Genomic DNA, 22958 nt, shown 5'->3' with positions numbered 1-22958 from the left:
ATGACCTCGTACGCCTTCAGACTGTCCTACACGCAGATCAGCTGCTCGGGATGCGGTATCAGCCGCATCCGGGGAATCATCTGCCCCGACTGCGGCCACCGTCCCCAGCCGTGGGAGATCGACACGGCCGGCCGAGCACGCCGCGAGGCCGCTGCCGAGGCGCGGAAGCTGCTGGCGCAGCCCGTCGCCCCACTGCCCACCGGCCCGCTCGGAGTCCCCGAGACCCTGCACGCTGATCTGTTCCAGCGTCTCGCAACATGGCACAGCGGCTTCTTCACAGCCGTAGCAGAGGCAGCACAGACCACCGAGCGCGGAGCGCCAGACCTCAAGGCCTGCGTCGCCGAGTTCACCGAACTTCGCGCCTTGGTGCACAACACGGACGCCAGACGCCCACTGACAGTACGGCTCACCATCCTGCGTGAGCTTGTCGCCGAGCTGACCTCGATGATCGACGCCTACCTTGCCGCACTGCTGGCCGCCACCCCGCTCCAGGCACAGAAACACGGGACACAAGCCCAGAGCCACCTCGACCGCGCCGTGGACCTCATCAAGACCGCCAACGCTGCTGCGGAGGGAGCGGAACTTTTCGCTGCCGAGCGGGACACCGCGCGGATCCAGACCATCCTGCTGGCCCGCGCACTACGCACCTTCGAGGTTCCCGATCTGCTGGCCCTGGACGCAGCAGCCCGGGACCAGCTGCAGGAAATCACCTCCTCACGCGGAGTCAACGGCTCCGGCGTCATGCTCGCCGTCGGGCAGGTACTGGCCCAGAGCATCTTCGACCCGGACCGCTTTTGTGAGGTCATCCGCCTCGCCTACGACGTGTTCCGCTCCAACCCCGAGGTTCTGCGCGCACTCGCACAAGAACCGGTCTTCGAAGGTGACTTCACGCGGGCCCTGCACGAACTGTTCGACGGCACGATGGAAGCCGTCCACGCCGTCGACCATGCCGCCCACTCCCGACAGGCGGGCCGAGCCCTGCTCGGCATCGCCCTGGCACAGGTCGAAGGACCAGGCCAGGTCATCGCCACCGCCCTCCTGCTGGCCTGCGGCCGCAAGACAGCCGCATACAGGGACCTGCGGCACAAGAACGCCACCGAGCTCATCACCGCCGCACAGCAGGAGCCCAGCCTGCACGGCCTCCTCGACGGGCTGGACAACGACCTGCGCACCGGCCGCGCCCATGCCCTGGTCCACTACGACGACGCCGGCGTGGTGATCGAGCGGAAGAAGAACACCCGCACCATCGCGTGGCGCGATGTCATCGACGGTGTCTTTAAGGGCTATGAAAGCATCCACGCCTGCCAACTAGCCCTGTGGCAGGCCATGGGCGAGCTGGGATACACCAACTTCGCCACCGAAGACCTGTGGCAGACGCTGGGCCTCACCCCCGAGCAGATGATCACCATGATGCTGGAGAGCTCGAGCTACCAGGACGTCACTGTCACATCGGGGGAGAGGCACTGGACGGTGGAAGCCCGGACAGAATCAGCACCCGCGCTCTCCACCCACGTGGCCCTTATCCGTACCTACCTGCCACGCCACGTGGACAAGCTCACTTTCACGGTGCACCGGAAAGACGAAGTGCACACACTGTCCGGCCCCCTCGCTCCCTGGCACGCGTTCACGACAGCACCCCAGCACAGCGAGGCGCAGATGATGGCTTACCTCCGTGCCCAGCTCTCATGGACGTACGACAACACCCCCGTCCTGTCCACCGATCACGTGCGCCGGTGGACCGCCCTGCAGGCCGCGCAAACCATGAACCAGACGCCCGCGGAAGCCATCACCCGTCTGCGCGCCTTCCGTGAACTGGCACGGTTCGCAGGCGATGACGAGCTCGTCTGGGCGCTCACCGGAGTCATCCGGTACAAGCGGCTCGGTAAGAAAGCCAAGGCGACAGCAGAGCTGTCCCAGATGCAGTCCTGGTGCAGCCTTCAGACACTGCTTCCCGAAGAGCGCTGAACCCGCGAAAGCACAGGAGAGCAGCCGCAGGCCCGCAGATCTGCGCAGTGGACCCACGCCTGGGTCGAGTTCCCGCCAGGGGTCGGCGCTGCCTGCCCTTCGCTGCGCATTCCCTGGCCCAGGAGATGGCCAAATGGGCCGGGAACCCTCTCCGAGCCACTGAGCCTTTTCCAACCTGCGGCAGAGTACGGCGGGTGGCGCGATCTCCGTGCTTGACTGCTTCAAATGCCGTCGGCGTCCAGCCGCTCCGCGGACTTGAGCAGGTACTCGGGCAGTTTTGAACTCGCTGCCAACACCTCGATGCCGATGAGGCGGCCGTGCTCGTCGAAGTCGAGGTTGATCATGCCGTCGACGTCCACCGGATCGCAGGGATACGTGTGCGCAGACCGCACGCGGACCTGAGGTTCGGTGAAGTACACATACGCTGCGTCCACGGACTTGTCGTAGGTGACTCTGGCCTCTGTCACAGTGAGCCCATTTCCAATCCGGTTGGGTTGTTGAGTTCTTGCTGCCGCCGGCCAGGACGCTAGCAGCGCTGGAGGGACTGTCGAAGATGAAGGTTCTGGCCAGCCGGTACTGCCGGTCGTTGACGCTCACCAGAATGCCTTCGGCGACGAGCTCTTCACGTATTCTCTGGTAGCCCGGAACCATGACCTTCGTTTCCTTACGGGCGAGCGCACCTGCGAGGACGGCGAAGCCCCGTGAGTCGCTGTATCCCTCGGCTTCGGTCAGCTGGGTCGTCAAGCGGTAGCGCTGGCCGGCGATCCGCGCCTGATCGTTCTTCGTCACCTGCGCCGCCGTGGACGCGGCGGGCTCGTCGTAGATCTCGAACGTTGTGACCCCCAGAAGCGGAAGCAGGATCAGCGCCTCGTCGAGGTAGGCCTCCATGTCCGAGGTCTCCGGCTCGGACAGCCTGCCCAGGGCGGCCGGGTTGGTCGCGTTCTCGACCCCCGCGATCTGCGCCGTTTGGGCCATGGCGATCAGACGCGCCTCCAGGTACCTGATGTGCGCCTTGTTCAGGGAGTCGTCCTTCGTCGTCAGGACGAAGGCGCTGGACCAGAAGTCCTTCTCCCTGACGTGCGCATCGAGCCGGATCCGCACCTCTTCTCCCTCGCCGATGTAGATTCTCGCCGGCCGCGCTCCCTGGGGATCAGCCCCCACCAGCACGTAGACGCCGGAGCGCTGTAGCTCAGCGCGGTGGCGAGCCCGGTCGTAGTCGGAGCGCGAGAAACTCAGGCAGCAGCCGGTCCAGCCGATGCGCTCGACCAGCCTCATCCCCTGAGGAGTCCCATCGATGAGGAAGATACGGATACTGGCCCCACGCCGCTGATCGCACCAAATATTCCTGACAGGATTCTTGTAGTTGGCGGCCTTCGGCACCAAGTCCGCTCAAGCCCACCTGCCAGCACGTCGTATGAGAGGCGCTCAGGTGCGCTGCCCAGCAGGGCGGCACACCAGAACGTCAATTCAGGGCCGGCCCTTGCTGTCGGCCTCGCGATGCCCATGGGAGCTCTGATGCAGAGCCGGAGTCCCCCGTCACCGGCATGAAACAGCAGAGGCGGGTGCGCCAGAACCCGTCCACCCTTCTGGTCCCGGAGTGGGCGGGGACCCTGCTCGGCTGGGCCTGCCTCGCCGAGTTGTCACGGAAACACAGCATCTGCTGGTCCCCCTCGACTCCCACCGCCGCCGAGTGTCGGCATAGCGCTCAGTGAGCGATGTGGTGGCGGTGCCAGTGTTGGGGGAGGACCATGTCTGCGACTTTCTCCGCTCCTCCTCGCCCGCCTCCTCGACCGTGTCCAGCGTGCGCCTCTCCGGAGGTGCCATTGCTGCTGAAGGTGCGCACCTGCAGCGACGGTGATGGACACGGAGGTAGAGCGTTCTTGCCGATTGAGAGGTTCGCCGTCAATAGCCGATACCTGCCAAGTGCTGTCGCCCATCAGGTACACAGGTGGATCCTCAGGTCACGTGCTGCTGTCGTACTGGCTGCGACGGCGTGCGAGCCAGTTGGGATCGCGCACAGGAACCACTGCGGAGGATCCTTCCTCCACCAGATCCGCATCGGAGACGGCCATGATTCTGTCGAAGAGCCATATGAACCGGGCGAACCGCATCGCAGCGAAGGCCATGGCGTATTCGAAGACGAAGCGTACCGAGAATGGGTCCGCGTCCCGGTCGAGCGAGAAGGCAGTCAGGAGCAGGCCGCATGCCAGTGCGGTGCCCTGGAGCAGGCTGCGCCAGGTCCGCCGGAGCTCGCCTCGCCGTTGCTGCCGCACGGCCTGGAGCCGCTCGCCGTTCGCGCTGGTGTAGATGGCGATGGCGATGGCGCTAAGACCGCCGATCGCGGAGACCGCACCGATCGCTGCGCCGTACATGTCCGTACGCTGCGAGGAATCGATCCAGGCGAGCCAGTCTCCCGACCGTGTTGCCCGGACGATGGCCAGGTGGGCGCCGATGACCGCAACCGCGATGAGGTAGTCGACCCAGGTGCGATCGGCCCACTTGTCGATGATGCTCGTACGGACGCCCACACGATCCCCCGCCTATGTCATGACTGCCCCGCGTCCACCGCGAGCCGAAGCGCGTCTTCATGCTCGGCCGCTGCTGCCAGGATGGCATCCACCGCTGACACGATCCGGATCGAGTTGCCTTCCGCGTCGGTGGCCGGAACCCGCTTCTTGGCGGTGATGCTGTGCTCGACCAGCTCCACGAGACGGGTCTGCTCAGGGCCGCCGGGGTCGGAGTACACCAGCCGTGCCCGGGCCCGCTCAGCTCCGGTGACGACGTCGGCGATCTCATCGAGGTCTGCCAGCAGGTGCTCTCGGTGCTCGTTGAGTTCCTTGCCCCGGGGGACAGCGATGACCATCGTGACCGTGATCTCTCCGTACTCTTCGCTGGCGACGCGCAGGAGCCGGGCGAGTCCGCCTCGCCTCTCACGTTCGCTGAGCGCGCCCATCTTGTTGCCCAGGACCTTCACCTCGACGCGGCTTGCCCCCACCGCTGTCTTGAGTTTCTCGATCTCGGAATGTGCGACGACGGGAAGCAGCCGCAGCTGGCTGCCGGGGAACATGTCAATGCCGTTGAGCCAGGTCTCCAGGGACTTGTGGCTGGGGGCGGAGACGCCGCCCGGCATGATGCCCACGATGTTGCCGAACGGCAGAAAGCACACTACGGACGTGTCGAGGTAGCCCTCGTGTGCCGACTGCTCAAGCTCGCGGAGGTCACCGGTGTCGAAGTTGATGACCGACAGCCATTCGCCGGCGTCCTTCACCCGGTGCAGCAGCAGATGGTCTTCCATATTGTGGGGGAATGTGGTGCCTACAAGCCGTGATTCACCCTCGTGGGAGCGGGCGCCGACGGGCGCCTGTGCCAGATCTGCGAGGGCCCCGTCCCAGTCCATCGGTTCAGGGATGCGCTGGGCTGCCCCGCCCTTGACGACCACCACCTCGTAAAAGCCAACCGTGCGTTCCTTCATGTGGTTTAGCGTGGCCACCATGTACCCCCTCAGTCCTACTGCTCAGCAGTAAGCCTAGAGCCGCTGAGCCGAGATTCTGGAGAGATCGTAGGCGGACAAGGGAGGGCAGAGATCCGCATTCGGTCACAGCATCAGCCACGGCCTGCTGCCCGAGGCTGCGTTTCGGGCTCATCGGCACCCACCAGTGCGGTGCTGTCCTGCATTCGGTCTGGCTGTTGTGAACTGCTCCGGGGCCAGGCGGCCTGCAGGCGCTGCTGGATGAGCGAGTGCTTCCAAACTGCCTGCCTGTGACAACTACGGCCTCGGACCTCGACTACGTAGCCCTGTGGGTCAGTACGGGGTTCCAGGTGAACCATTATCCGCTCGACAACCGGCTCCCAGCCGGGCATACCGAAGCGATCCTGCTGAAACAGCGCTCCGGTTCCTGCAAGCAGGAGGAAATCCTCGCTGCCTTGCCCGTAAACATCCTCCAACTCGAGGAGATAGTTGACCCGGCCCTTGGCGTGCTTCCTGATGTCACCCAGCGCTCCGTAACCGAAGCGACTGAGTGTGCTGCGGGTGCCCGGCCAGACGAGACTACGGTCAAGGATCCGGTCTTCGAAGCTGAGGAGAGCGTACTGGTCCGTGCTGCGCACAGCCTCCAACGCTTGGTGAAAGACCCAGGTGTTCCGCGCGAACATCACGCCGTCATGGAGACCGTTCCTCATCCCGCGCTCCCCGGCATGAGCGTTCTCGATCGGACCGTTGCGCCAGACCAGTTGCGTGATCCCCATGGCAGCCGCATGAGCCAAGGTGCCGTCTGTGAACGAGAGACCCATCTCCGCGAACTTCACGCGAAGGTGCGGTAGTGCCGCTTCGTAGTCGATGCTCAACATGCCTCCGTCGCGAATCCGCCTGAGCTGCCAGCGTAGACAGTGGGAGCGCGAACCGGCGGTAGAGCTGAGCCACCTGCCCAGGCTCTTGGCCGACGATGTGGCTGGGAACTTGCCACAGCCAGACGCCGACACTTTCCCCTTGGGTAGAGGTCGCATCTCCCTGATGAGCCCGTCCTGCGGGTCGGCTCGGTGCGATCCGGTCGGCACGACCAGTCCCGGCCCTGGTTGGCAGGGACGACCCCCGGTTACGCATGCGACTGGTCCAACAGACGCATGAAGTGACTCGAACTCGGTCCTCTCGGCGCCCGTTTCGGTCATGTCCGTGCGTATGTGTCTTCCAGTGCGGGCGGCCCGGGATGCTGCGCCATGCTGGGCTTATGACTCACCCGCAGCCTTTTCCGTATCCCGTCAATTTGACTGTCACGCACTGTGCGGTGGAGACCGGAGGCCTGGAGAGCGCCGTCCCTAGTGGGCGGGAGGTCACCGTCACCTTTGCGGAGGAAAGGGTGGTACTCATCGTTCTGAGTGCCGTGCAGGCGCAGCAACTTAAGGAAACCGTGCAGTACTTCGGCTGGCCGGCTTGGCCAGCCCCGGCAGTCCCGCCCAGAAACTTCGAGTGGAAAGCGATCTTCGACAGCAAGCGCCGAACTTTCAGAGGGCTCTTCCGCATGCCTCCCGGAGACGGCGAGTCGGTCGCTTTGCATGTCCCGCCGACTCCGATGACGTCGGCCATGTGGGACATGGCGGAGAAGCTGCAGTCAGTCGTGCTGTGCTGCGGGCTGAGCGGTGACCCCGAGCCCGCCGACATCGGGTCCGCTGCGCAACGCGACGCGCTCAATGCGGTCCTAGTGGAAGCAATGATCGACTGACCGCACCACTGCAGATATCCAGTGCGAGGATCCGAGCACCGATCTGTCTACAAGGTGCTTGCGGTTGGTCAGACCGTAGCCGCGTTCCTGACGAACTCGAGCTTTGTCCCCCGCGACCGACCGTCCCAGCCCTCCGCGCCACCAAGAGGCACGCGGCGGAAGCCACTGCCTGTACTTCCTGCCCAGCTCCTGCCAGTTAACCGGAAGCAAGTAACACGCAGCAACCGCGGCCAGCAACCTCACGACCAAACGACCCACCACAGTGCGTTCTCACCTTCACGAGCCGTGGCCCAAGCCAGACCGCCCGTGGGGCCTCCGCCACGCACAGGAACTACTGTGACTACCGAATTCCAGCAGGACACAGGAGACGCCTGGGGTGTGCACTGGGCGCCAGGCGGGGGAGAGGCAGGTCTGCCACCGGTCGAGGTTCTGCACGATCCCGGCGACGAGCGCAGCGTCATGGCTGCAGCTCTTGCGGCTCATCACCCCGGCCGGGGCCAGATCACCGTCCACCCCACCCCGGTCAGCACCATGCGGGCCACTCTCGCCCACGATGTCCTTCGTGCGCTCGGCAAGTCCCCCCTGGCGAACGCTCCCCAGTACGACTTCTGGGCGTCGGGATCGGTTCTCCCTTGGAGAGCGGTGGCAGCCTGGATCTCCGTACTCGGCATCACCCGCCTCGTCATCTGCCGGGCACAGGGGATCAGCCCCTCGCAGTGGACCGGGCTCCTGGCTTTGCGTGCGCTGCCCGGGATACGCCTCGTCCTCGTGATCCATGGGCGTGCGCCGGCACCGCTCAAGCGGCTCCTGGATTCCTTCGACCACTGCAGCATCGACAGCGCGGACGCCCTCGCTCCACCCAACTGCGCCGCCTCTTCCGGCAAACCCATCCCATGGCGGCATGCAGGCACGGTCTACCCCGCCAGTCCGAATGCCCCCTGGTGTGATCTGCCCCCGCCGCCGCGACGTCCCGCTTCTGACAGCATCCGGCCCTACAAGCCAGTCGTGGCCAGGAAGAAGCAGACAGCCGACTCTGTCCGCCAGGACAGCGTGGCCGCTGATCGCATCCATGCTCATATTGCTCATCCGGTTTACGCCGCCATCGTCGCAGTGCGTTTCCTGACCGGCTGCACCACCCGCCAGGCCACTCTCATCCGCCTGCCCAAAGCAGAGCTGATCGCCTGGGCGCCGGCGTGGGCACAGCCTCTGGTGGCCGCGGCAAGCCGCTACCAGCAGCTGACCGCAGCCCCCGGCCAATCGTCTGTCTTCAGCCTCATGCCCCGTGAGTACGAGGCCGTCGAAGAGGCGCTGCACAGCTGCCGACTACGACCATCCTGAAACCCTCGCAGCTGTCCGCGAACAGTCTGCGCAGCGCCGCAGGGAGGACTCTTCTCGCGCTCTCGCCCCTGGTGGCGGCTCTCCGGCCCAGCACTCGGCGCCCTTGTGAGCCGTGTGCTGGCCAGGATCACGGAACTGCGGGCGTCGCAGGCCCCACGGTGGGGGAGAGAAATCACGGCCCTGCCTCGTCGACCGTGTTGCCTGCTGTCACACGGGCTGGCCAACTTCATGGCCGCTGCTGAAGGTGTGGCAGACGGGGCCAAGGGGTGGGTGCCCGAACCTGTCCGCGACACATCGGCCTGAGGCTGAGTAAACGGAACCAAAGCCCACTCGGCTGTTCAAGACCGGCCGAACCTAGAAGCGTAGCCAGCTACATCACGGCATCAGCAGACGGTTCACGACAACAGTGATCAACGAGGCCGATTCGGGTGATCAAGCTGATCAAATTGCCTGACCGCTCAGGTGCCATCCGGCTAGGGCGCGTGACACGCCTGCCACGAAAGACCACCGAGACTGATGCCCCCTACTGCTGCGCTGAGCCATGCGATGCCCGGACGCGCCGTTCCGTCAGATACCACCCCTCCCGCACTGCGCTCATGCGTATCGAACCCGCCCGGCGAAGTGCCACTGCATGCCTCATCACCCGTCTCCTGCACGACGCGGCCGCCGGCATGGTGAAACCAACCGCACCCGTCGAGGAAGACCTCGGAATCAGCCCTGCCTCGCTGCGCGCTTCCGCCGTGGTAGCGCTGCTTGCAGAGCGACAGGCGCACACCTTGTCCACCGGACAAGTGCAGGGCTGCGCATGGACATTGGGAAAATCCGAGCGGACCGTATGGCGTTGGCTGGAAGAGGCCGAGAATGAAGGTCGCCTCGACCGCAAACCACGTCAGCGGTTCGAGATCACCGAGGACATCGAGGTCCTCCTCGCCTATCACCGCGGCAATGTGAAGCGCACCCACGAAGAGCTGGCCGCCGATGCGGTGGCCAGAGGCGAGAAGCCCGTTTCTCTGTCCGTCGTGCGGCGCGCGGTGCGACGCGACCTGACCCCGGCCCAAAAAGCAGCACTCCGCCTGGGGCTGCCCGCAGCCGAGACGTACAACCCACGCTTCCAGCGCCCGGCCGTACACCGTAACGAGGTCTGGGAAGGCGACCACAAACAGGTGCCCGCCGACATCGCCCTGCCTAACCGGCGGCTCGTCCGCCCGTGGCTGACCTGGTTCATCGACCGAGGCTCCGGCAGGGTCATGGGATACGCCGTCACACCCGTCTCGGCACACCGGGGCTCCGTGCTGTCAGCGATGCACAGTTCCATGCGCAGAGACGGAAAGTTCGGGCCGGCAGGCGGCCGCCCCGACCTTGTGCGGATCGACAGAGGCGCCGACTTTCTCTCCAAGACCGCCACCGCGGCCTTCGCTCTCCTCGGCATTCCTGTCCACGTTGTGAAAAGAGCTCACCTCAAAGGTGGTGTCGAGCGCATGAATCTGACCGTTACGACAAGGTTCTTCGCCGACCTTCCCCGCTACACCAAAAGCCAGCAGCTCGATCACCGCAGCAGGTCAGGCGACGCCGACCCTCCGCTGACGCTCAACGGATTCATCACGCTCCTGGACCAGTGGATCCGGGACTACAACAGCTCCCACATCAACTCAAGCACTGGCATGACCCCCGACCAGGCATGGGAGAGCGATCCCGCACCGGTGCGTGACGTACCGGCCCGGGCCCTGCACCAGTTCATGCTCGAGAGCGACCGCAAAGGACACCGCGTCACAGCCAAGGGCATCCAACTGGGAAACCGCTACTACATGGGCTCCTGTATCACCGGGCGCATCGGGGATCTCATGCGGGTGTTCTGGCTGCCGCACCACCACGACGAGATCGAGGTGTACGAATACGACGGCGACGGCCGCTACTTGGGCACCTGCGAACTGTCCGACCGGGCCAACCCCGACACCATCCGCGAAGTGCGACGTGCCCGAGAAGACCAGGAAGCCCGGGCACGCAGGGTCCTCAATCAAGCAGCCAAAGAACGACGCGACCGCTTCGCCCCCATGACCCAGCCGGACCAGGAAGCCAAAGAACTCACCAAAGTCCTCACTGTGCACCAGGCGAAGACCGCGCTGAACAAGTCCACCCCACTCGCGCCCTCTCTCAGGCGCAGCTCCACGCCCTACACCCCGGCACACCCGGCGGCCCCCGACTGGGTCCTACCGGGAACACCCACGTCAGCAGAGGACACCGATGCATGAGCCCGACCGCCCCCGCTCCCGATGAGCAGCAGCTGCAGAACGGGCAGCCGCGGACCTTCCTCGATCTGAAGGACACGGTGACCGTTGCCACCGACACACTCATGGAAATCCAGGACAACGTCCGCGACGCCATCGACGCACGGTGCATGAGCGTCATCTACGGTGACGCCGGACTGGGAAAGACCTACGGAACGGAAGCAGCGCTCAAGCAGGTCGATCCCCAACTCCTGCTGACGCTGGAGTTCACCCGGTCACGTCCAGGTCCCAAGGACGTTCGAGAAGCGCTCTTCCACCAGCTTCACCTGCCCGGCGTGATGCCCGGGGAGCCGACCAAGATGTACCGAGTCCTCACCGAGGCACTCCCGCGCCGTCCCTACGTCATCGTGTGCGACGAGGCGCAGCAGTACAAGCGGGAGAGCTTCGAGTACATCCGCAGGCTCTGGGACACCGGCCCGGAGAAAACCCGGGCCACCATCATCTTCGTCGGAGGCAAGGAAGCCTACGACACCATGCAGAGCGACCCCGCCCTCGCGTCGCGCATCCACATCCGCCAGGAGGTCCTGGCCATGTCCGAAGAGGAGGTTCTGAGAACCATCCCGAATTTCCATCCGGTCTGGCACGGCGTCGATCCTGAGCACCTGCGGACTCTCGACATCCGTTTCACCCGCGGAGGCTTCCGCAACTGGGTCAGCGTCACCGCACATGCCATCAAGGGCAAGAAGCTCCTGAAGAAGGAGACCATCGACAGCGAGCTCGTCGAGTGGATTCTCCGCAAGTGCTGAACACCGGCCAGGACCTCAACAAAGGTGTACCGCGGGGCCGGCTTCCAGAACCACACCCCCTCTACGCCCTCCTGCCCACCGCCGTGCAGCCCGAGCTGCACTTCCTGGGTGTCCCGGGCATCCGACCGCTTCACACCCCTGCCGTCCATGCCGTCCGGGAAGGCCTGCAACAAGCCCAACGGGACCAAGCCTTCCTCCACCTGTCAGGACCCTCGGGCACCGGCAAGACCTTCTCCACCAGAGCACTCCTGGACGTCCTGGGGATCCCGCACTACGTCCTGGGCGCCGAACGCGCCCGCCCCGCCCCGCAAGACCTGCGGGCCGTCCTGCACGCCGCCCTCGGCCTGGAGGGCACGCCCCCCAAAGACCCGGGACTCGCCGACGCCCTGATCCAACACGTCCTGCACACCCGGCGGCCGGTGCTGCTCTTCGACGAGGTCCACCAGATGTCCCACTCCTGCCTTGAGTACCTGCGCTACCTGTTCGACGCAGCCCAAGGTCTGTGCATCATCCTCAACAGCTGTACCGACCGGCGCACCGCAGTGGACGTCCACCCCATGCTGGCCACCCGGACTTGCGCATGGCTCACCACCGAGGCGATCGCCGCCGCCGACATGCCCCACGCGGCCACCCTCCTCCACCCGATCTGGGAGGACGTGCCCCCAGCGGCCCTCGGCGACCTCGACCTGCGTCACGGCCGCGGCAATCTGCGCCGCTGGGCCGGCGTCACCCGTCACCTGCAACGCCTCCTCACACGCACCGGAGACACTCATCCTCGCCAGCACCACCTGGACCGTCTCGCCGCCAAACTCGCTCGGTGACCCCGAGGCACACCTTCACCCCGACAACCCGACACCCGCACCAGCAGCACCTCCTGTCCTGCTGTTCCTGGACACCACGGACGACCCACGCCCCCAGCGCGCCGCCCTGCGCGCATCCGACCCGCAAACCGGGCGTATCGCCGTCGACCCCACTCCGCAGACGAAAGACTCCGCCTACCTCGCCCGCGACCTCCTGCGTGCCCTGGGCCGCCTCCGCCCGGAGACGGCAGCCAAGGCCCCCGCACTGCCCGCAGCCGACGCATGGCGAGCCGTGGGCTGCTGGATCACCGCCATGAACATCCACCAGGTGACCATCCTGCGCGCACATCTGCTCACCCCCGAACGGGCCCAGCAACTCGCAGCGCTACGCCTGCACACCGGCATCCAACTGGTCCTGCACGCCAACCCCTCCGGCGACCGGCCCCGCCAGGCACTGCTCGCCCTGCTCACCTCCGCCGACCTTCACACCGGCCTGCACAGCGAGCAAGAGCCCCGAGCCGCCATCACCCACCACGGCACACCAGCCACCCGCGTCAAGAAGGCCGGACCCGACCACCACCACACATTCCCAAACCTGCCGACCACCCCCATGACCGGCTTCCGGGCCGACCTGCGACGACGCCTGCTGCCCGAAGACCACCACCAGGCCGACGGCCAGTACCGGGCCGCCCTCCAGGCCGCAGCCCTCTGGCTCACCCAGCACCCCGACAGCAGCCGGCAGCACCCACCGGACCACGGCACCCCCTGGAACGACATTCCAAGCCTGCAGTACTTCCTATCCCGCCTGACCCACAACAGCCCCACACCCCAACACACCCTCATCCGCATCCGCGGCGCCCAGGCAGGATTTTTGCGACACGGACTGCTCCTGGACGTCCCCGAGGACCTCGACGCCGCCGGCGGCCCCGGCGTCACCACCCGCCCCTGCACGGCGAAAGCTGTCCAGCACCTCACCGCGATCCCCGGCCCGGCCCAGGCCGCCGGCCTTGCCACGCTCCTCTTCACCGGCGCCCACCCCGACCTCGTCGCCGCAGCCACCATCAACTCCGTGACAGCCGGCGCCACCCGCATCCGCCTGCCCGCCTACGGCCACATCCAAGGGCACTCCACCGGCCAAGACCCCTCAGAAGGAGAACCCGGCTCCACCACCGTCTACGCCGTACCTCCGCGTGCCCGTCCACTCCTGCATGCCGCCCTGCTGTTCCGACAGCGCGAACAGGCCCCGGCACACTTCCGCCTGTTCTCCAACACCTTCGGACACCGCCTCACCGCCCTAACCGAGGACCTTGCCCTGCCCATCCCCACACTCGTGCACCCGCACCCGGCACCCGACTGGCACCAGCAAGCCCGGTGCTGGCACATCACCGCGCCTCTGCCCACTACCGCCGCACGGCAGACGTCATGACGAAAGCCACCCGCACACCGAAGAACACCGACGACGCCTTCAGCGCACCCTCATTCCGGTACGCGTACATCCGCAGACGCGCTCGCGAAGCCGGCCTCACCTCCACGGACCTGCAGCACATCACCGGCATCCCCACCGCCAGCCTCGAACAACTCCTGATACCCGCCACGACCAGCGCAACTCGTCTCCTGCACCTGGCCCAAGCCCTCGACACCACACCGCAGAACCTCTTCGCCATCCCTGACACCCCTGACGGCGCCCCCTACCCCCTGACCGAACCGCCCACCAAAGCCGACGACCCCACCACCCTGCACGCCGCCCTTCTCACCGGAACCGGCCACCGGCTGCTGCGCACCACCGTGAACGACGTACTGCTGTGGCACCCACGCCGAACCGAACACGCCGCCATCGACCTCGGGAAACGCCTGCGATCAACACCGGGCCCCCACAGGCTGGTGCGCACCAAGGAACACCTGCAGCTCACCTCCGTCCCCAAACTCCTCACCCCCCACCAGACCGCATCCCTGCTCCGCCACAACCACCGGCCCACCGCCTTCAGCCCACAAGAAGCCGCGCACCTCCTCGCCGTCCTGCACCACCATCTCCAAGGTCCCCGCCACGGCCTCACACCCGCCGAGGACCTCTCAGCACACATCGAACGACGCCTCCTGGATCCCACCAGCGACACCCAGCATCACGCACCCCACCCCGACGTCCTCTACGCACTCGACCTCCCCGCCGCAGAAACAACCGACCCCAGGTGATCCCGTGACATACGAGCAGCCGGACCTCTTCGCCGCAGTCGACGCCCTGCTGGCGCAGGCAGAGCTCGACGCACTGCCAGACCCGCACGAACGACGACGCTTACGCGAAGCATCAGGCGTGGACGAATGCCAACTCGCGGCAACCCTCCAAGTGAGCATCCAGGACGTTGAAGCTTGGGAAAGCGGACGCGCCCAACCGCGACTGCAGCAACGAGCGGCCTACGCCCGCTTCCTGGACCGCCTCAGACTGCTGCACCCGCCAGCTCCCGCGCAGGCCTCGAGCCCACAGACACCCGCAGCGTCCCGACGAACCGGCGCCACCGACCTCACATCGGCCCACGCCCCCGCACCCACCCACTCTGCCGTTCCCGCACAACGGTCCGGCCACGGCCCCCTCGCTGTCCTGGACGGCGACGAAACCGCCTACCTCAGCGACGGCACAACCTTGCCCTGCCCGGCCACCACCCTCAGCGGACTCGTCAACTTCACTCTCCACCGCACCCACCTGGGAGCCTCACGCCTGCACCGTCACGGCAAGGACGCCGACCCCCTCATCGTGCTCACCGCCGGCGCGACCACCCGCTTCGGCCTACCCCTCCTCCTCGAGGACCGGCGCTCCCTGCGCCTTCCCGACGACCATCCCGCCGTGACCGAACTTGTCCGCGAAAACTGGCAGCTCACCCAGCGAGGCTTCGGCCCCTGGCCCCGGATCTACCGCCCCACCAGCAGCAGACAACGCCAGTGCGTCCAACTCGCCATCCTCCCCTGGGGGGCCTTCGAAGCCCGGTCCTGGGACAACATCGCCTCCTTCCCTCCCGCTCAACTAGCACAGGCCTTGGGGGACTACGCCCACCGAGTCCTCACCCCGCGCGGCTCCACCGCGGTCAACGGCCAAGAACTGATGACAGCGCTGCGACCGTCGACACGCGCAGTCAAGGACCCAGCCACCGGCACCTGGCGCCCGGGCCCCGTCCCCGGCTCCCTCACCGCGCCTCACCCGCCCGCTCCTCCGGAAGCTCCCGCAGAACACCCCGCGGCCGTTGACCGCCACGACAGCGACGTACCCGACGAGGAGGCATACGACTGGGTACGTGCCCCCGGTCTGATCAGCGAACGAGAATCCGCCCAGCCCTTCGCCGTGGGCCTGGATATCAACACCGCCTTCCTCGCCGCAACCAACGGACTCACCGTCGGACTCGGCCCCGCCACCCACGTCCGCCACCCCGACTTCGACCCCAAGACCCCCGGCTGCTGGCTCGCCGACCTCTCCCACATTCCCCAGGACCCCCGCCTACCCAGCCCGTTCACCCCCGACGGCCATCCACCCCAGCAGGCCGCCTGGTACTCCACACCCACCCTCGCCTACGCTTATGAGCTCGGCTTCAGCCCCGAGCCCCTCCAGGCATGGATCCGGCCCGACCACGGCCCCTACCTCAGCCCCTGGTACACCCACCTGCGCAACGCCTACGTCCAGACAATGGCCGCACTCGGCGTCACCACCGACCTCGACGCAGCGCAGTACCTCGACGCTATGACCCGCCACACCCACCAGGACCCCGTCCAAGTAGCCGTCTTGAGGGCGATCAAAGCCACCGTCAAAGGAGGTCTCGGGAAACTCCGAGAACGCCCCCAAGGAGCCCACCACCGGCCCGGACAACCGTGGCCTGCCCTCGATCGGCCCACCTGGCGGCCCGACATCCGTGCCGCAGTCATCTCCAAGGCCCGAACCAACATGCACCGCAAAATTCAGAAACTGGCTGAAGCCAGCCACTACCCCCTCGCCGTCCTGTCCGACTGCGTCGTCTACCCCAGCGACGGCCCCTCGCCGCTGGACCTGCTTCCCCTGATGGCAGATACCGGCCTGCCCCTTCCCGGCACCTTCCGCCTCGGCGTCTCCCCAGGCATGGCCAAACACGAAGGAACACAGCCCATGTCCTGGGCAGTCGCCCTGCTACAAGAAGGCGGAAACCCCGCACGCCACATCCTGGGAACAGACGCCGTACAGCAAGGAGACTAGGAGAACAGGCCCATGGGACCCGTTGGAGAAAGCCTCAACCGCGCCACCGCTCAACACTTCACCCGCCCCGTGCCCCGCAGCCCCGCAGCCCAACTCCGCTATCTCCTCAAGATGGACAAAGGCCACCACCGCCGGACCGCAGCACGACTGAACATCACCACCCGCACCGTGCGGCGCTACCTCAACGGGCAGACCGTCCAGCCGCGCCCCGCCCTCGCCTCACGTCTCCGCCAAGAGGTACACACCCACTGGCAACCCCGCGCCCGCAACCACGCCGCCGCCCGACAAGCGGCCGTCACCGGCCTCACCGTTGAAACACGCGCCACGTTCGGCTACACGGCAGCCCGCGGAACCACCGACGAAAGCCGCCCCCGCCGCCTCACACAGCGACTCACCCCCGAATATGCGACACCCCTTCTCCAGGCTCACGCCCAAAGGGCCGGCGAAGGCCGGTTGGTCGAGCTCGTCGCAGCCGGGCTGCAAGATTCTTACTTCCGAGACGGCGGGCACCGCGCCACTGGCCTCCGAGTGGAGCTCCACGAGATCGACTACATTGACATCCGTATCTAGCGGCTACCACCTGTACCGATCCTTAGCCTAGGAGGGTGGGCCGAAGCGCCATAGGTGTCACATAGGCAGGTGTGTTGCCGCAGAGGACGTCCTCATGGTCTCGCCTGCAATCATTCGAACGATCCCAGGGGCCGGAAGCTCCGGAATAGGCACGCCGTGCTGAACCCGTGCTGTGGCTGTCATCCGACTCGGCCAGACGTAGTCAATCTCCTTGATCAGTTGATCGGCGTGGGTGTCGAGTGGCGGCTTGAGGGTCTGTAGCAGGGCAGGCCTCCGTCTGTCCGCCTCCCTGAGCCAGTGGCAGACGTTGTGCGGCGGGCAGGGCGCGAACTTGAGTCAGGAGGGTACCTAAGCGGAAGCGGTGTCACCTTCTTCTCTACAGGTCAAATGAAGGGCATGATCGCTCTGCTCTGTGGAGCCGAGGCGGGCCCCAGTCGACGACGTGGATCCCCGACGCCTTCACGAGGTCGTCCGCCACTCGTAACAGCTGTACGGGGGAGCCGCCGTGGCGCTGCAGCCAGCGTTGGCGGCGGGTCTGTTCCGCGATACTGAGTCCGTCCCAGCAATCATGGACCACACCCGGCGGCCCGCCAGGATTCTCCTCCACCCACGCCCGGACAAGGGCGATCTCGTGCGGTGCGCGTGACAGGGCGATGAGAGCCCACGCGGTGTCGTAGGGCAGCGTGTGCCCGTGCTGGGTCACGAGTCGGCGGGTATGTAGTTGCCTCAGGGGCGCAAGGAGCCATCGCCTGGTGCTCACGTTCATTCCGGTGCGCTCCCGCCTTCGTTGGGGGACGTCTGCCAGTGGGTGGCCATGGTTGTCAGTTCTTGGTGGCCAAGGGTTTGGAGGGACTTGATGAGGGCTTCGAGGAAGACTTCACGCTGTTGCGGCGTGTGCAGGGTGGTGAGGAACTGCTCGGTGAAGCGGCTGATGGCACCGCCGGAGTCGTGTGCCGTGATCTCGTACGGCCGAGGCATGTCCTCCAGCGCTGTCCTCAAAGTGACGAGCTCACTGTGCCGGTCGGGATAGCGGTCGATCCACCACACTCTGCGCAGGTCCGGATCAGCGAGAACGCTCTGCAGATGAGCCAAGCGACGTAACTCCTCTTCTCGCTCGAGATCAAAGGCTTGTTGTCGTTGGGCGTGTTCCTGTGCCAGATCACGGTCCGCAGCCGAAACACGCAGCGCCACGGTGCCGGTGACTTCCAGGCCGGCCGTAGGACGAAGACTCTGCAACAGGGCGGTATTGGCCGCGTCCTGGGCTGCCTCGAGATGGAGGACGGAGTGACGGCTCAGGACTCGGGCGATGGCCTGGCGCAGGTGGTGGCGGGTGGCGGTTGCCGGGTCCGAGTGCTCCGGTGCTTGTGTAGTTGGGCGCCACGCACCATTGGCCCGGACGGTGAAGAACACGCTGGCGATGCGGCTGGGCATCCGCTCGTCGCTCATGGCGACCATACGCACCCAATCAGCGCCTGCCGCAGAAAGCACAGGTCGGCTTCTGCGGCGCCGCGGCGGGAACCTCACCCCGATGTGAGAACGCTGTCAGTACGAGTCTCGGCGGGCCCAGCAGCCCCGGGCTCGTCGATGAAGGCGGTCTGTTCGGAGATCAGTTGGTCGAGCAGGAGCCGACGTCGTGAACGCCCCACATCGGAACTGGAGGCAGAGCCCACCAGCAATGTGGCGGCTCCCTCGTGTCCGAGATGCCCGCGCAGTACCGCTGCCGCCAGCGGCAGGACCTGGTCGTCATCCAGTTTGAGTGAGTCCAACCAAGCTGCCAGGTGATCGTGAGCGAGCCCGGCAGTTGCCGGTTCGCCCAAGGCAGCCCGCCAGCCGCGGATGAAGAGCTGGTCGGGCAGCGGAACGGAGGAGCTCTCCACCTCCTCTGGTGTGACCGGCATCGGGAGAAGGACGTCACTGTCGATGTCCGTCAGCGCGAGGAACGTACGTGTTCCGGCCTGGCGCATGCTGCACTCCCGCGATTCGGCCCAGACGACGATCTCAGACAGCACCAAGGCACGCTGCTCGGCGGCCCCGGCCAGAGAACGCACCGCGTCAGCGACCGCTTCGCGGCCCCGCCCGTCGGAACGTGAAGCCAGCAGGCGCAGCCGGGTCAGCGCTATCTGTGGATACACCTCGCCCAACCTGCCGGAGCAGATCTCCGCTACCGCCGTGGCCAGGGCTTCACTGGTGCTCTTCTGATGTGCCCAGTCGTAGAGCTGCTTGCGGACGCCGGGGCCGGCAACCGGGTCAAGGGCCATGGTTTCCAGGATTTCGACGGCCAGCTGTCGGTGAGCGCTCCGCCCCGTGTCGATCCAATCGCTCGCAACGGACAGCACCGTCGACCCGCCTGGAAGCAACGACAGTTGCGCCAGTGACGTGGCGATGCGGCCCAGGTGGCGCACCGCGATTCCATTGGGCGCGCTGATTCGTGAGGCCCATTCCAGAAGCCCCCGTCGCAGCTGCGGTCGCTGTTTCCACACGTAGCGCAGAACAGCTCCGGCCAGGCCGTGGCGTTCGGCATTCAGCGAGATGTTCTCCTCGCCCACGATCGACGCGTCGATCGCCTCCAGCCGTTTGTCCAGATCTCGCCCGGCCAATGCCTTGCCCGTTGGCAGAGCGCCTCCGACCTCCGCGAAGAGCTGGTCGGCCGCGTTGAGTACGACGCTGGCCGGAACATCTTCCAACAGAGCCGCAGCGATCAGAAGCGCCCGTTCATGAAGGTCGTCCGATGTTGACAACCGCGCGAACCAGTCCTGCAGATGTTGTTTCCAGTCCGAGAACTCGTCACTGATCGCTTTTCTGTCGTCCTTGGTCGCGCGGACGACCAGCCGGGCCAGACGTGCGGCCTCCGATGGTTGGGCCGTCTTCGAGAGAACTTCATCGAGTGGAGCAGTCGTGAGCCAGTCCAGTCGCCCGGGAACCAGGTGACGCAGATGGGCCTCTGCGATTTCCCTCGCCGGCGGTCGGACCAGACGGGCGCTCGGAACAGTGGCGAAAGCGCCGGGATCCCAGGCGCCCGGAGCCGCCAGGATGATCAGGAAGGTCCCGTACTCTTCCGCCTTCTTCTGGTAGTCGGCCAGCCCCGTGTAGAAATCCTCGGGCAGCGCAGGTGAGCTTGCCAGGTCGAGGACGTACCCGTGGCCCGTGGCGTGGGGGATCTGTTCGGTCCTTGGCTGATCCCAGTCCAGCACCAGCCAGCGGATCCTCTCCCGGGGCACCCCCGCTCCGCGCAGTACCTTCAGCGCGGCTGTGCGTCTTCCCGTGCCTGCCTCGCCCACTAACACCAGGGCATGAACTCGTCCATGCGGACGGGTCAGCTTGGTGACAGCACGTTCTACTTGCCCAGTCCCGTGGACGCCGGGGACGTCGACGAAGGCGTTCTCTACGAGGTTCATCTCGTGGTCGTCCACACTGACCCCGCGCAGAAACTGCCAACCGCGCACGTACTGTTGTTCGACGTAGTCGCGGCCGGCCTGGGTCACCGTGGCGTGTCCGGAGGCCTTGGCATGCTGAACGGTGCCCAGTGCAGCAGCCCCATCCTCCGCGGCCACTGCGCTCTCCTCGTGTTCTGTCATGGCTACTCCGCTCCCGTGGTGTAGTTCCTGCCTACCTGCACGATCCGGGCCTTGCCGCTGGCCTTGCCCTTCTGTCTCACGCCTGCGGGGCGCCCGGCGGCGTCCCCACTCGTCGCAGGGACCTGCGCGGAAGGCGCCTGTGCCGACGCGGGTCGTTTGCTGTCATGGTTGGCGAGATACGAGCCGACAACTGCCGGGGACACCCCTGGCGTATAGAGTCGGCCCGGTTCCTCGAAGCCGGGCTTGCCGTTGACGCGCGCCATGGTCTTGAGGAAGTGGTGCTTCGTGAGATCTGGAGTGCGCCCCGCCCGCACGCTGCGGCGGTACGCGGTTTCCGAGAGGGCGGCTGCCATGAAGCAGCCGTTGTCCACGGCTACGTCCAAGGCGTGGCGGGTGCTCTCGCTGTCGACGAAGCGGCACGCTTCGACGATGGCCTCACAACTGCGGTCGATCACGGGCACGGGCCCGACATGCACGCTCACCCGCAACCGCAGAGGCGGGGCGCTGGCCAGCCGGACTTTGTCGTAACGGAGCAGGTGATCGTGCAGAAGCCCGAGGAGTGGATCGACCAGCCGTGCAGTGTGCCGGGCGGGCAGCACGATGATGGCGCCGTCGCCGGTGCCTTCGTAGGAATCGCCCAACGACTGCGGGTCGGGCAAGCCGATATGGGTGAACACGTTGGACAGGATGCTGTCCAGGTCCGAGCGCACCACGGCCATCTTCACCTCGGGTACGAGGCTGTAGTTCTTCATGTCGACGACGAAGAGTGAGTGCTCCGGCGGAACGTCGAATTCGTCGTACCCATCGGTCGCTGCCATCGGGAGGGCCAGCCTTTCAGCCAGAAGGGTTTCGCTGGGAGGCCCATGCTGTCGGGGCAGAGACCACGGTGGTGCCCACTGCTGGGCACCATGCCGGTGTGCTCCGTCACCTCTGACTGACGGCGTGCGCCTCGATTGACCGCAAGTCGCGGATGATTAGACCGCCGCCTGCCTCCGTGTCGAGCCACCCTTGCTCCCGCCACGGTTTAACGGCGGAACCCACGGCATTGCGTGATGCACCGATGAGCTGGGACAACTCCGTCTGAGTCAACCGCACCAGGCACGGGAAGCCTGAGGCGGAAACAGTTCCCAGCCGGCGAAGGGCCGCGGCAAGCCGCACGGGAACCGGAGCAGTCGCGAGCTCCAGACGGACCGCCTCGGCTTCGCGAACTCGCGCAATGGCATGACGCAGCAACGGCGTCAGAAGATCGTGCTGTCGAACGAAGGCGACGAAGTCGGCGGCAGGAATGATGTGCACACGGCAGGGTTCAGCCGCGATGACGGAAGCTGTGCGCGGCTGCGCATCCAGGACCGCCAGCTCTCCTAGCAGTTCCCCTGGCCCGCGGACCGCCAGCATGGTCTGCTGGCCGTTCGTCCCGGTCAAGGTGATGAGTGTTGATCCGGAGACCAGCAGAACCACCTGGGTTCCAGGGTCTCCTTGACGTAGAAGCATGCTCCTGGCCGGACGCATGCGTTCGGGAGCCAGATCGCGCAGCTTCGCCCACAACTGGTCGCCGATGAGATGTACATGCGGTTGGTACATATCCCCCCTGATGCGTGGTGCCCATCGTGGTAGGGATGCTCTCAAGAGGTAAGATAGGTGATCAACAGCCCAATTCCGGCCACGAGAATTCCGGCGACAATTAGGTCTGAAGCCACCTTCAGCGTCTGGAACTTCCTGCAGGCAAGACTCGCCAACAGCGACAAGCGGTCAGCCTCCACCCGTACGCGATCTCGGCTGTTCATGTCCTGAAACGCTGCCACGACGTCCTCGGCCGTTGTCCCAGTGCAGATACCCTCCAACCCTGTCAGCCTGCTGCCGTCGGGCAGCACGGGGCGGATGGCGACCAGAGCTGCGATGAGGCCCAAACCGAACAAGGCGCAGGAACACGCCAGGACGGCTACTGGCGGACTGTCCCCTTTGGGCAGCACCGAGGGCGCGGCACATGCGACCGCCAACAGGCCTCCCGCGACCGCACACAGAGTTGCGGCCTTCACGTCGGCCCGCTGTACCTCCATGAACATCTCGGCACCCCTGACCCGAAGCTGCCCCCCAGTCAGGATGTGCAAGGCGTCTTCCACTCCATCGTGTGTTCCGGACACGACTTCCTCCTAGCCAGGTCGGAACCGTTACGACCCGGATCCACAGTGGGGGAAGGCGTCAAATGGGGCTGCCCAGCACCATGCACACACGCTGTTCAGCACCTCACACCTTCCC

At 66.0% G+C, this 22958-nt stretch carries 20 protein-coding genes; 11 read left to right on the top strand and 9 right to left on the bottom strand.

What is annotated here, in order from left to right; translation table 11 throughout:
* Entirely contained in the window at positions 1–1965 is a 1965-nt protein-coding gene (locus ACIREO_RS39435; protein WP_404119858.1) for a hypothetical protein, read from the top strand.
* A 221-nt stretch (positions 1966–2186) separates the two neighbouring features.
* Here ACIREO_RS39435 and ACIREO_RS39430 read toward each other — a convergent pair whose 3' ends face one another.
* Complete coding sequence (locus tag ACIREO_RS39430; protein WP_404119855.1) at positions 2187–2432, bottom strand: DUF2283 domain-containing protein; 246 nt, start codon at positions 2430–2432, stop codon at positions 2187–2189.
* 419 nt (positions 2433–2851) lie between these two features.
* Between ACIREO_RS39430 and ACIREO_RS39425 the strand changes: the two genes are divergently transcribed.
* On the top strand, positions 2852–3088 hold the full coding sequence (locus ACIREO_RS39425) for a hypothetical protein (protein WP_404119852.1): 237 nt from the start codon (positions 2852–2854) through the stop codon (positions 3086–3088).
* An 838-nt stretch (positions 3089–3926) separates the two neighbouring features.
* On the opposite strand, the gene ACIREO_RS39420 is transcribed toward ACIREO_RS39425, so the two are convergent.
* From ACIREO_RS39420 to ACIREO_RS39410, 3 genes are all read right to left on the bottom strand, one after another.
* Positions 3927–4493 (bottom strand): hypothetical protein, encoded by a 567-nt coding sequence (locus ACIREO_RS39420; protein ID WP_404119849.1) that lies wholly within the window; start codon positions 4491–4493, stop codon positions 3927–3929.
* 17 nt (positions 4494–4510) lie between these two features.
* Positions 4511–5437, bottom strand: a complete 927-nt coding sequence (locus tag ACIREO_RS39415; RefSeq protein WP_404119847.1) for a hypothetical protein — start codon at positions 5435–5437, stop codon at positions 4511–4513.
* A 131-nt stretch (positions 5438–5568) separates the two neighbouring features.
* Positions 5569–6312 carry a hypothetical protein gene (locus tag ACIREO_RS39410; protein WP_404119844.1) on the bottom strand — a complete coding sequence of 248 codons (744 nt, stop codon included), beginning with the start codon at positions 6310–6312 and terminating at the stop codon, positions 5569–5571.
* Positions 6313–6689: 377 nt separating this feature from the next.
* Here ACIREO_RS39410 and ACIREO_RS39405 point away from each other — a divergent pair, with 377 nt between their 5' ends.
* The 9 genes from ACIREO_RS39405 to tpg all read left to right on the top strand — a co-directional run bounded on the left by ACIREO_RS39405 (position 6690) and on the right by tpg (position 17127).
* Complete coding sequence (locus ACIREO_RS39405) at positions 6690–7181, top strand: hypothetical protein (protein WP_404119842.1); 492 nt, start codon at positions 6690–6692, stop codon at positions 7179–7181.
* Between the two features lie 336 nt (positions 7182–7517).
* Entirely contained in the window at positions 7518–8519 is a 1002-nt protein-coding gene (locus ACIREO_RS39400) for a hypothetical protein (RefSeq protein WP_404119839.1), read from the top strand.
* 596 nt (positions 8520–9115) lie between these two features.
* Positions 9116–10768 carry a transposase gene (locus tag ACIREO_RS39395; RefSeq protein ID WP_404119837.1) on the top strand — a complete coding sequence of 551 codons (1653 nt, stop codon included), beginning with the start codon at positions 9116–9118 and terminating at the stop codon, positions 10766–10768.
* On the top strand, positions 10765–11550 hold the full coding sequence (locus ACIREO_RS39390) for an AAA family ATPase (RefSeq protein WP_404119835.1): 786 nt from the start codon (positions 10765–10767) through the stop codon (positions 11548–11550). Before ACIREO_RS39395 ends, ACIREO_RS39390 begins: the two co-directional genes overlap by 4 nt.
* The gene (locus tag ACIREO_RS39385; protein WP_404119832.1) at positions 11544–12371 is read left to right on the top strand and encodes an AAA family ATPase; all 828 of its coding nucleotides are present in this window, start codon (positions 11544–11546) and stop codon (positions 12369–12371) included. Before ACIREO_RS39390 ends, ACIREO_RS39385 begins: the two co-directional genes overlap by 7 nt.
* Positions 12372–12663: 292 nt before the next feature.
* Positions 12664–13776 carry a hypothetical protein gene (locus ACIREO_RS39380; protein WP_404119830.1) on the top strand — a complete coding sequence of 371 codons (1113 nt, stop codon included), beginning with the start codon at positions 12664–12666 and terminating at the stop codon, positions 13774–13776.
* Positions 13773–14540, top strand: coding sequence for a helix-turn-helix domain-containing protein (locus ACIREO_RS39375; RefSeq protein WP_404119827.1), 768 nt, complete (start codon positions 13773–13775; stop codon positions 14538–14540). Before ACIREO_RS39380 ends, ACIREO_RS39375 begins: the two co-directional genes overlap by 4 nt.
* Before the next feature lie 4 nt (positions 14541–14544).
* Positions 14545–16557 carry a telomere-associated protein Tap gene (tap, locus tag ACIREO_RS39370; protein WP_404119824.1) on the top strand — a complete coding sequence of 671 codons (2013 nt, stop codon included), beginning with the start codon at positions 14545–14547 and terminating at the stop codon, positions 16555–16557.
* A 12-nt stretch (positions 16558–16569) separates the two neighbouring features.
* Complete coding sequence (gene tpg, locus ACIREO_RS39365) at positions 16570–17127, top strand: telomere-protecting terminal protein Tpg (protein ID WP_404119821.1); 558 nt, start codon at positions 16570–16572, stop codon at positions 17125–17127.
* A 762-nt stretch (positions 17128–17889) separates the two neighbouring features.
* Here tpg and ACIREO_RS39360 read toward each other — a convergent pair.
* The 5 genes from ACIREO_RS39360 to ACIREO_RS39340 all read right to left on the bottom strand — a co-directional run bounded on the left by ACIREO_RS39360 (position 17890) and on the right by ACIREO_RS39340 (position 22843).
* Entirely contained in the window at positions 17890–18573 is a 684-nt protein-coding gene (locus ACIREO_RS39360) for a hypothetical protein (protein WP_404119819.1), read from the bottom strand.
* A gap of 74 nt (positions 18574–18647) precedes the next feature.
* Entirely contained in the window at positions 18648–20702 is a 2055-nt protein-coding gene (locus ACIREO_RS39355; RefSeq protein ID WP_404119816.1) for a hypothetical protein, read from the bottom strand.
* Between the two features lie 2 nt (positions 20703–20704).
* Positions 20705–21520 (bottom strand): hypothetical protein, encoded by an 816-nt coding sequence (locus tag ACIREO_RS39350; protein ID WP_404119814.1) that lies wholly within the window; start codon positions 21518–21520, stop codon positions 20705–20707.
* A 106-nt stretch (positions 21521–21626) separates the two neighbouring features.
* Entirely contained in the window at positions 21627–22193 is a 567-nt protein-coding gene (locus ACIREO_RS39345; RefSeq protein ID WP_404119878.1) for a Crp/Fnr family transcriptional regulator, read from the bottom strand.
* 131 nt (positions 22194–22324) lie between these two features.
* On the bottom strand, positions 22325–22843 hold the full coding sequence (locus ACIREO_RS39340; RefSeq protein ID WP_404119811.1) for a hypothetical protein: 519 nt from the start codon (positions 22841–22843) through the stop codon (positions 22325–22327).
* Positions 22844–22958 lie beyond the last annotated feature (115 nt).

The sequence above is a fragment of the Streptomyces sp. NPDC102441 genome, assembly GCF_044765585.1.
In the GTDB taxonomy this organism is placed as follows: Bacteria; Actinomycetota; Actinomycetes; order Streptomycetales; family Streptomycetaceae; genus Streptomyces.
The sequence above is the reverse complement of the archived record's forward strand: the minus strand, read 5'-3'. Positions and strand labels throughout refer to the sequence as shown.

Coding starts and splice junctions, on each gene's coding strand:
- ACIREO_RS39435 (WP_404119858.1), top strand. CDS start 1: ATGACCTCGTACGCCTTCAGACTGTCCTACACGCAGATCAGCTGCTCG.
- ACIREO_RS39425 (WP_404119852.1), top strand. CDS start 2,852: ATGTCCGAGGTCTCCGGCTCGGACAGCCTGCCCAGGGCGGCCGGGTTG.
- ACIREO_RS39415 (WP_404119847.1), bottom strand. CDS start 5,437: ATGAAGGAACGCACGGTTGGCTTTTACGAGGTGGTGGTCGTCAAGGGC.
- ACIREO_RS39410 (WP_404119844.1), bottom strand. CDS start 6,312: ATGTTGAGCATCGACTACGAAGCGGCACTACCGCACCTTCGCGTGAAG.
- ACIREO_RS39405 (WP_404119842.1), top strand. CDS start 6,690: ATGACTCACCCGCAGCCTTTTCCGTATCCCGTCAATTTGACTGTCACG.
- ACIREO_RS39395 (WP_404119837.1), top strand. CDS start 9,116: ATGCGTATCGAACCCGCCCGGCGAAGTGCCACTGCATGCCTCATCACC.
- ACIREO_RS39390 (WP_404119835.1), top strand. CDS start 10,765: ATGAGCCCGACCGCCCCCGCTCCCGATGAGCAGCAGCTGCAGAACGGG.
- ACIREO_RS39380 (WP_404119830.1), top strand. CDS start 12,664: ATGAACATCCACCAGGTGACCATCCTGCGCGCACATCTGCTCACCCCC.
- ACIREO_RS39375 (WP_404119827.1), top strand. CDS start 13,773: ATGACGAAAGCCACCCGCACACCGAAGAACACCGACGACGCCTTCAGC.
- tpg (WP_404119821.1), top strand. CDS start 16,570: ATGGGACCCGTTGGAGAAAGCCTCAACCGCGCCACCGCTCAACACTTC.
- ACIREO_RS39360 (WP_404119819.1), bottom strand. CDS start 18,573: ATGAGCGACGAGCGGATGCCCAGCCGCATCGCCAGCGTGTTCTTCACC.
- ACIREO_RS39355 (WP_404119816.1), bottom strand. CDS start 20,702: ATGACAGAACACGAGGAGAGCGCAGTGGCCGCGGAGGATGGGGCTGCT.
- ACIREO_RS39350 (WP_404119814.1), bottom strand. CDS start 21,520: ATGGCAGCGACCGATGGGTACGACGAATTCGACGTTCCGCCGGAGCAC.
- ACIREO_RS39345 (WP_404119878.1), bottom strand. CDS start 22,193: ATGCTTCTACGTCAAGGAGACCCTGGAACCCAGGTGGTTCTGCTGGTC.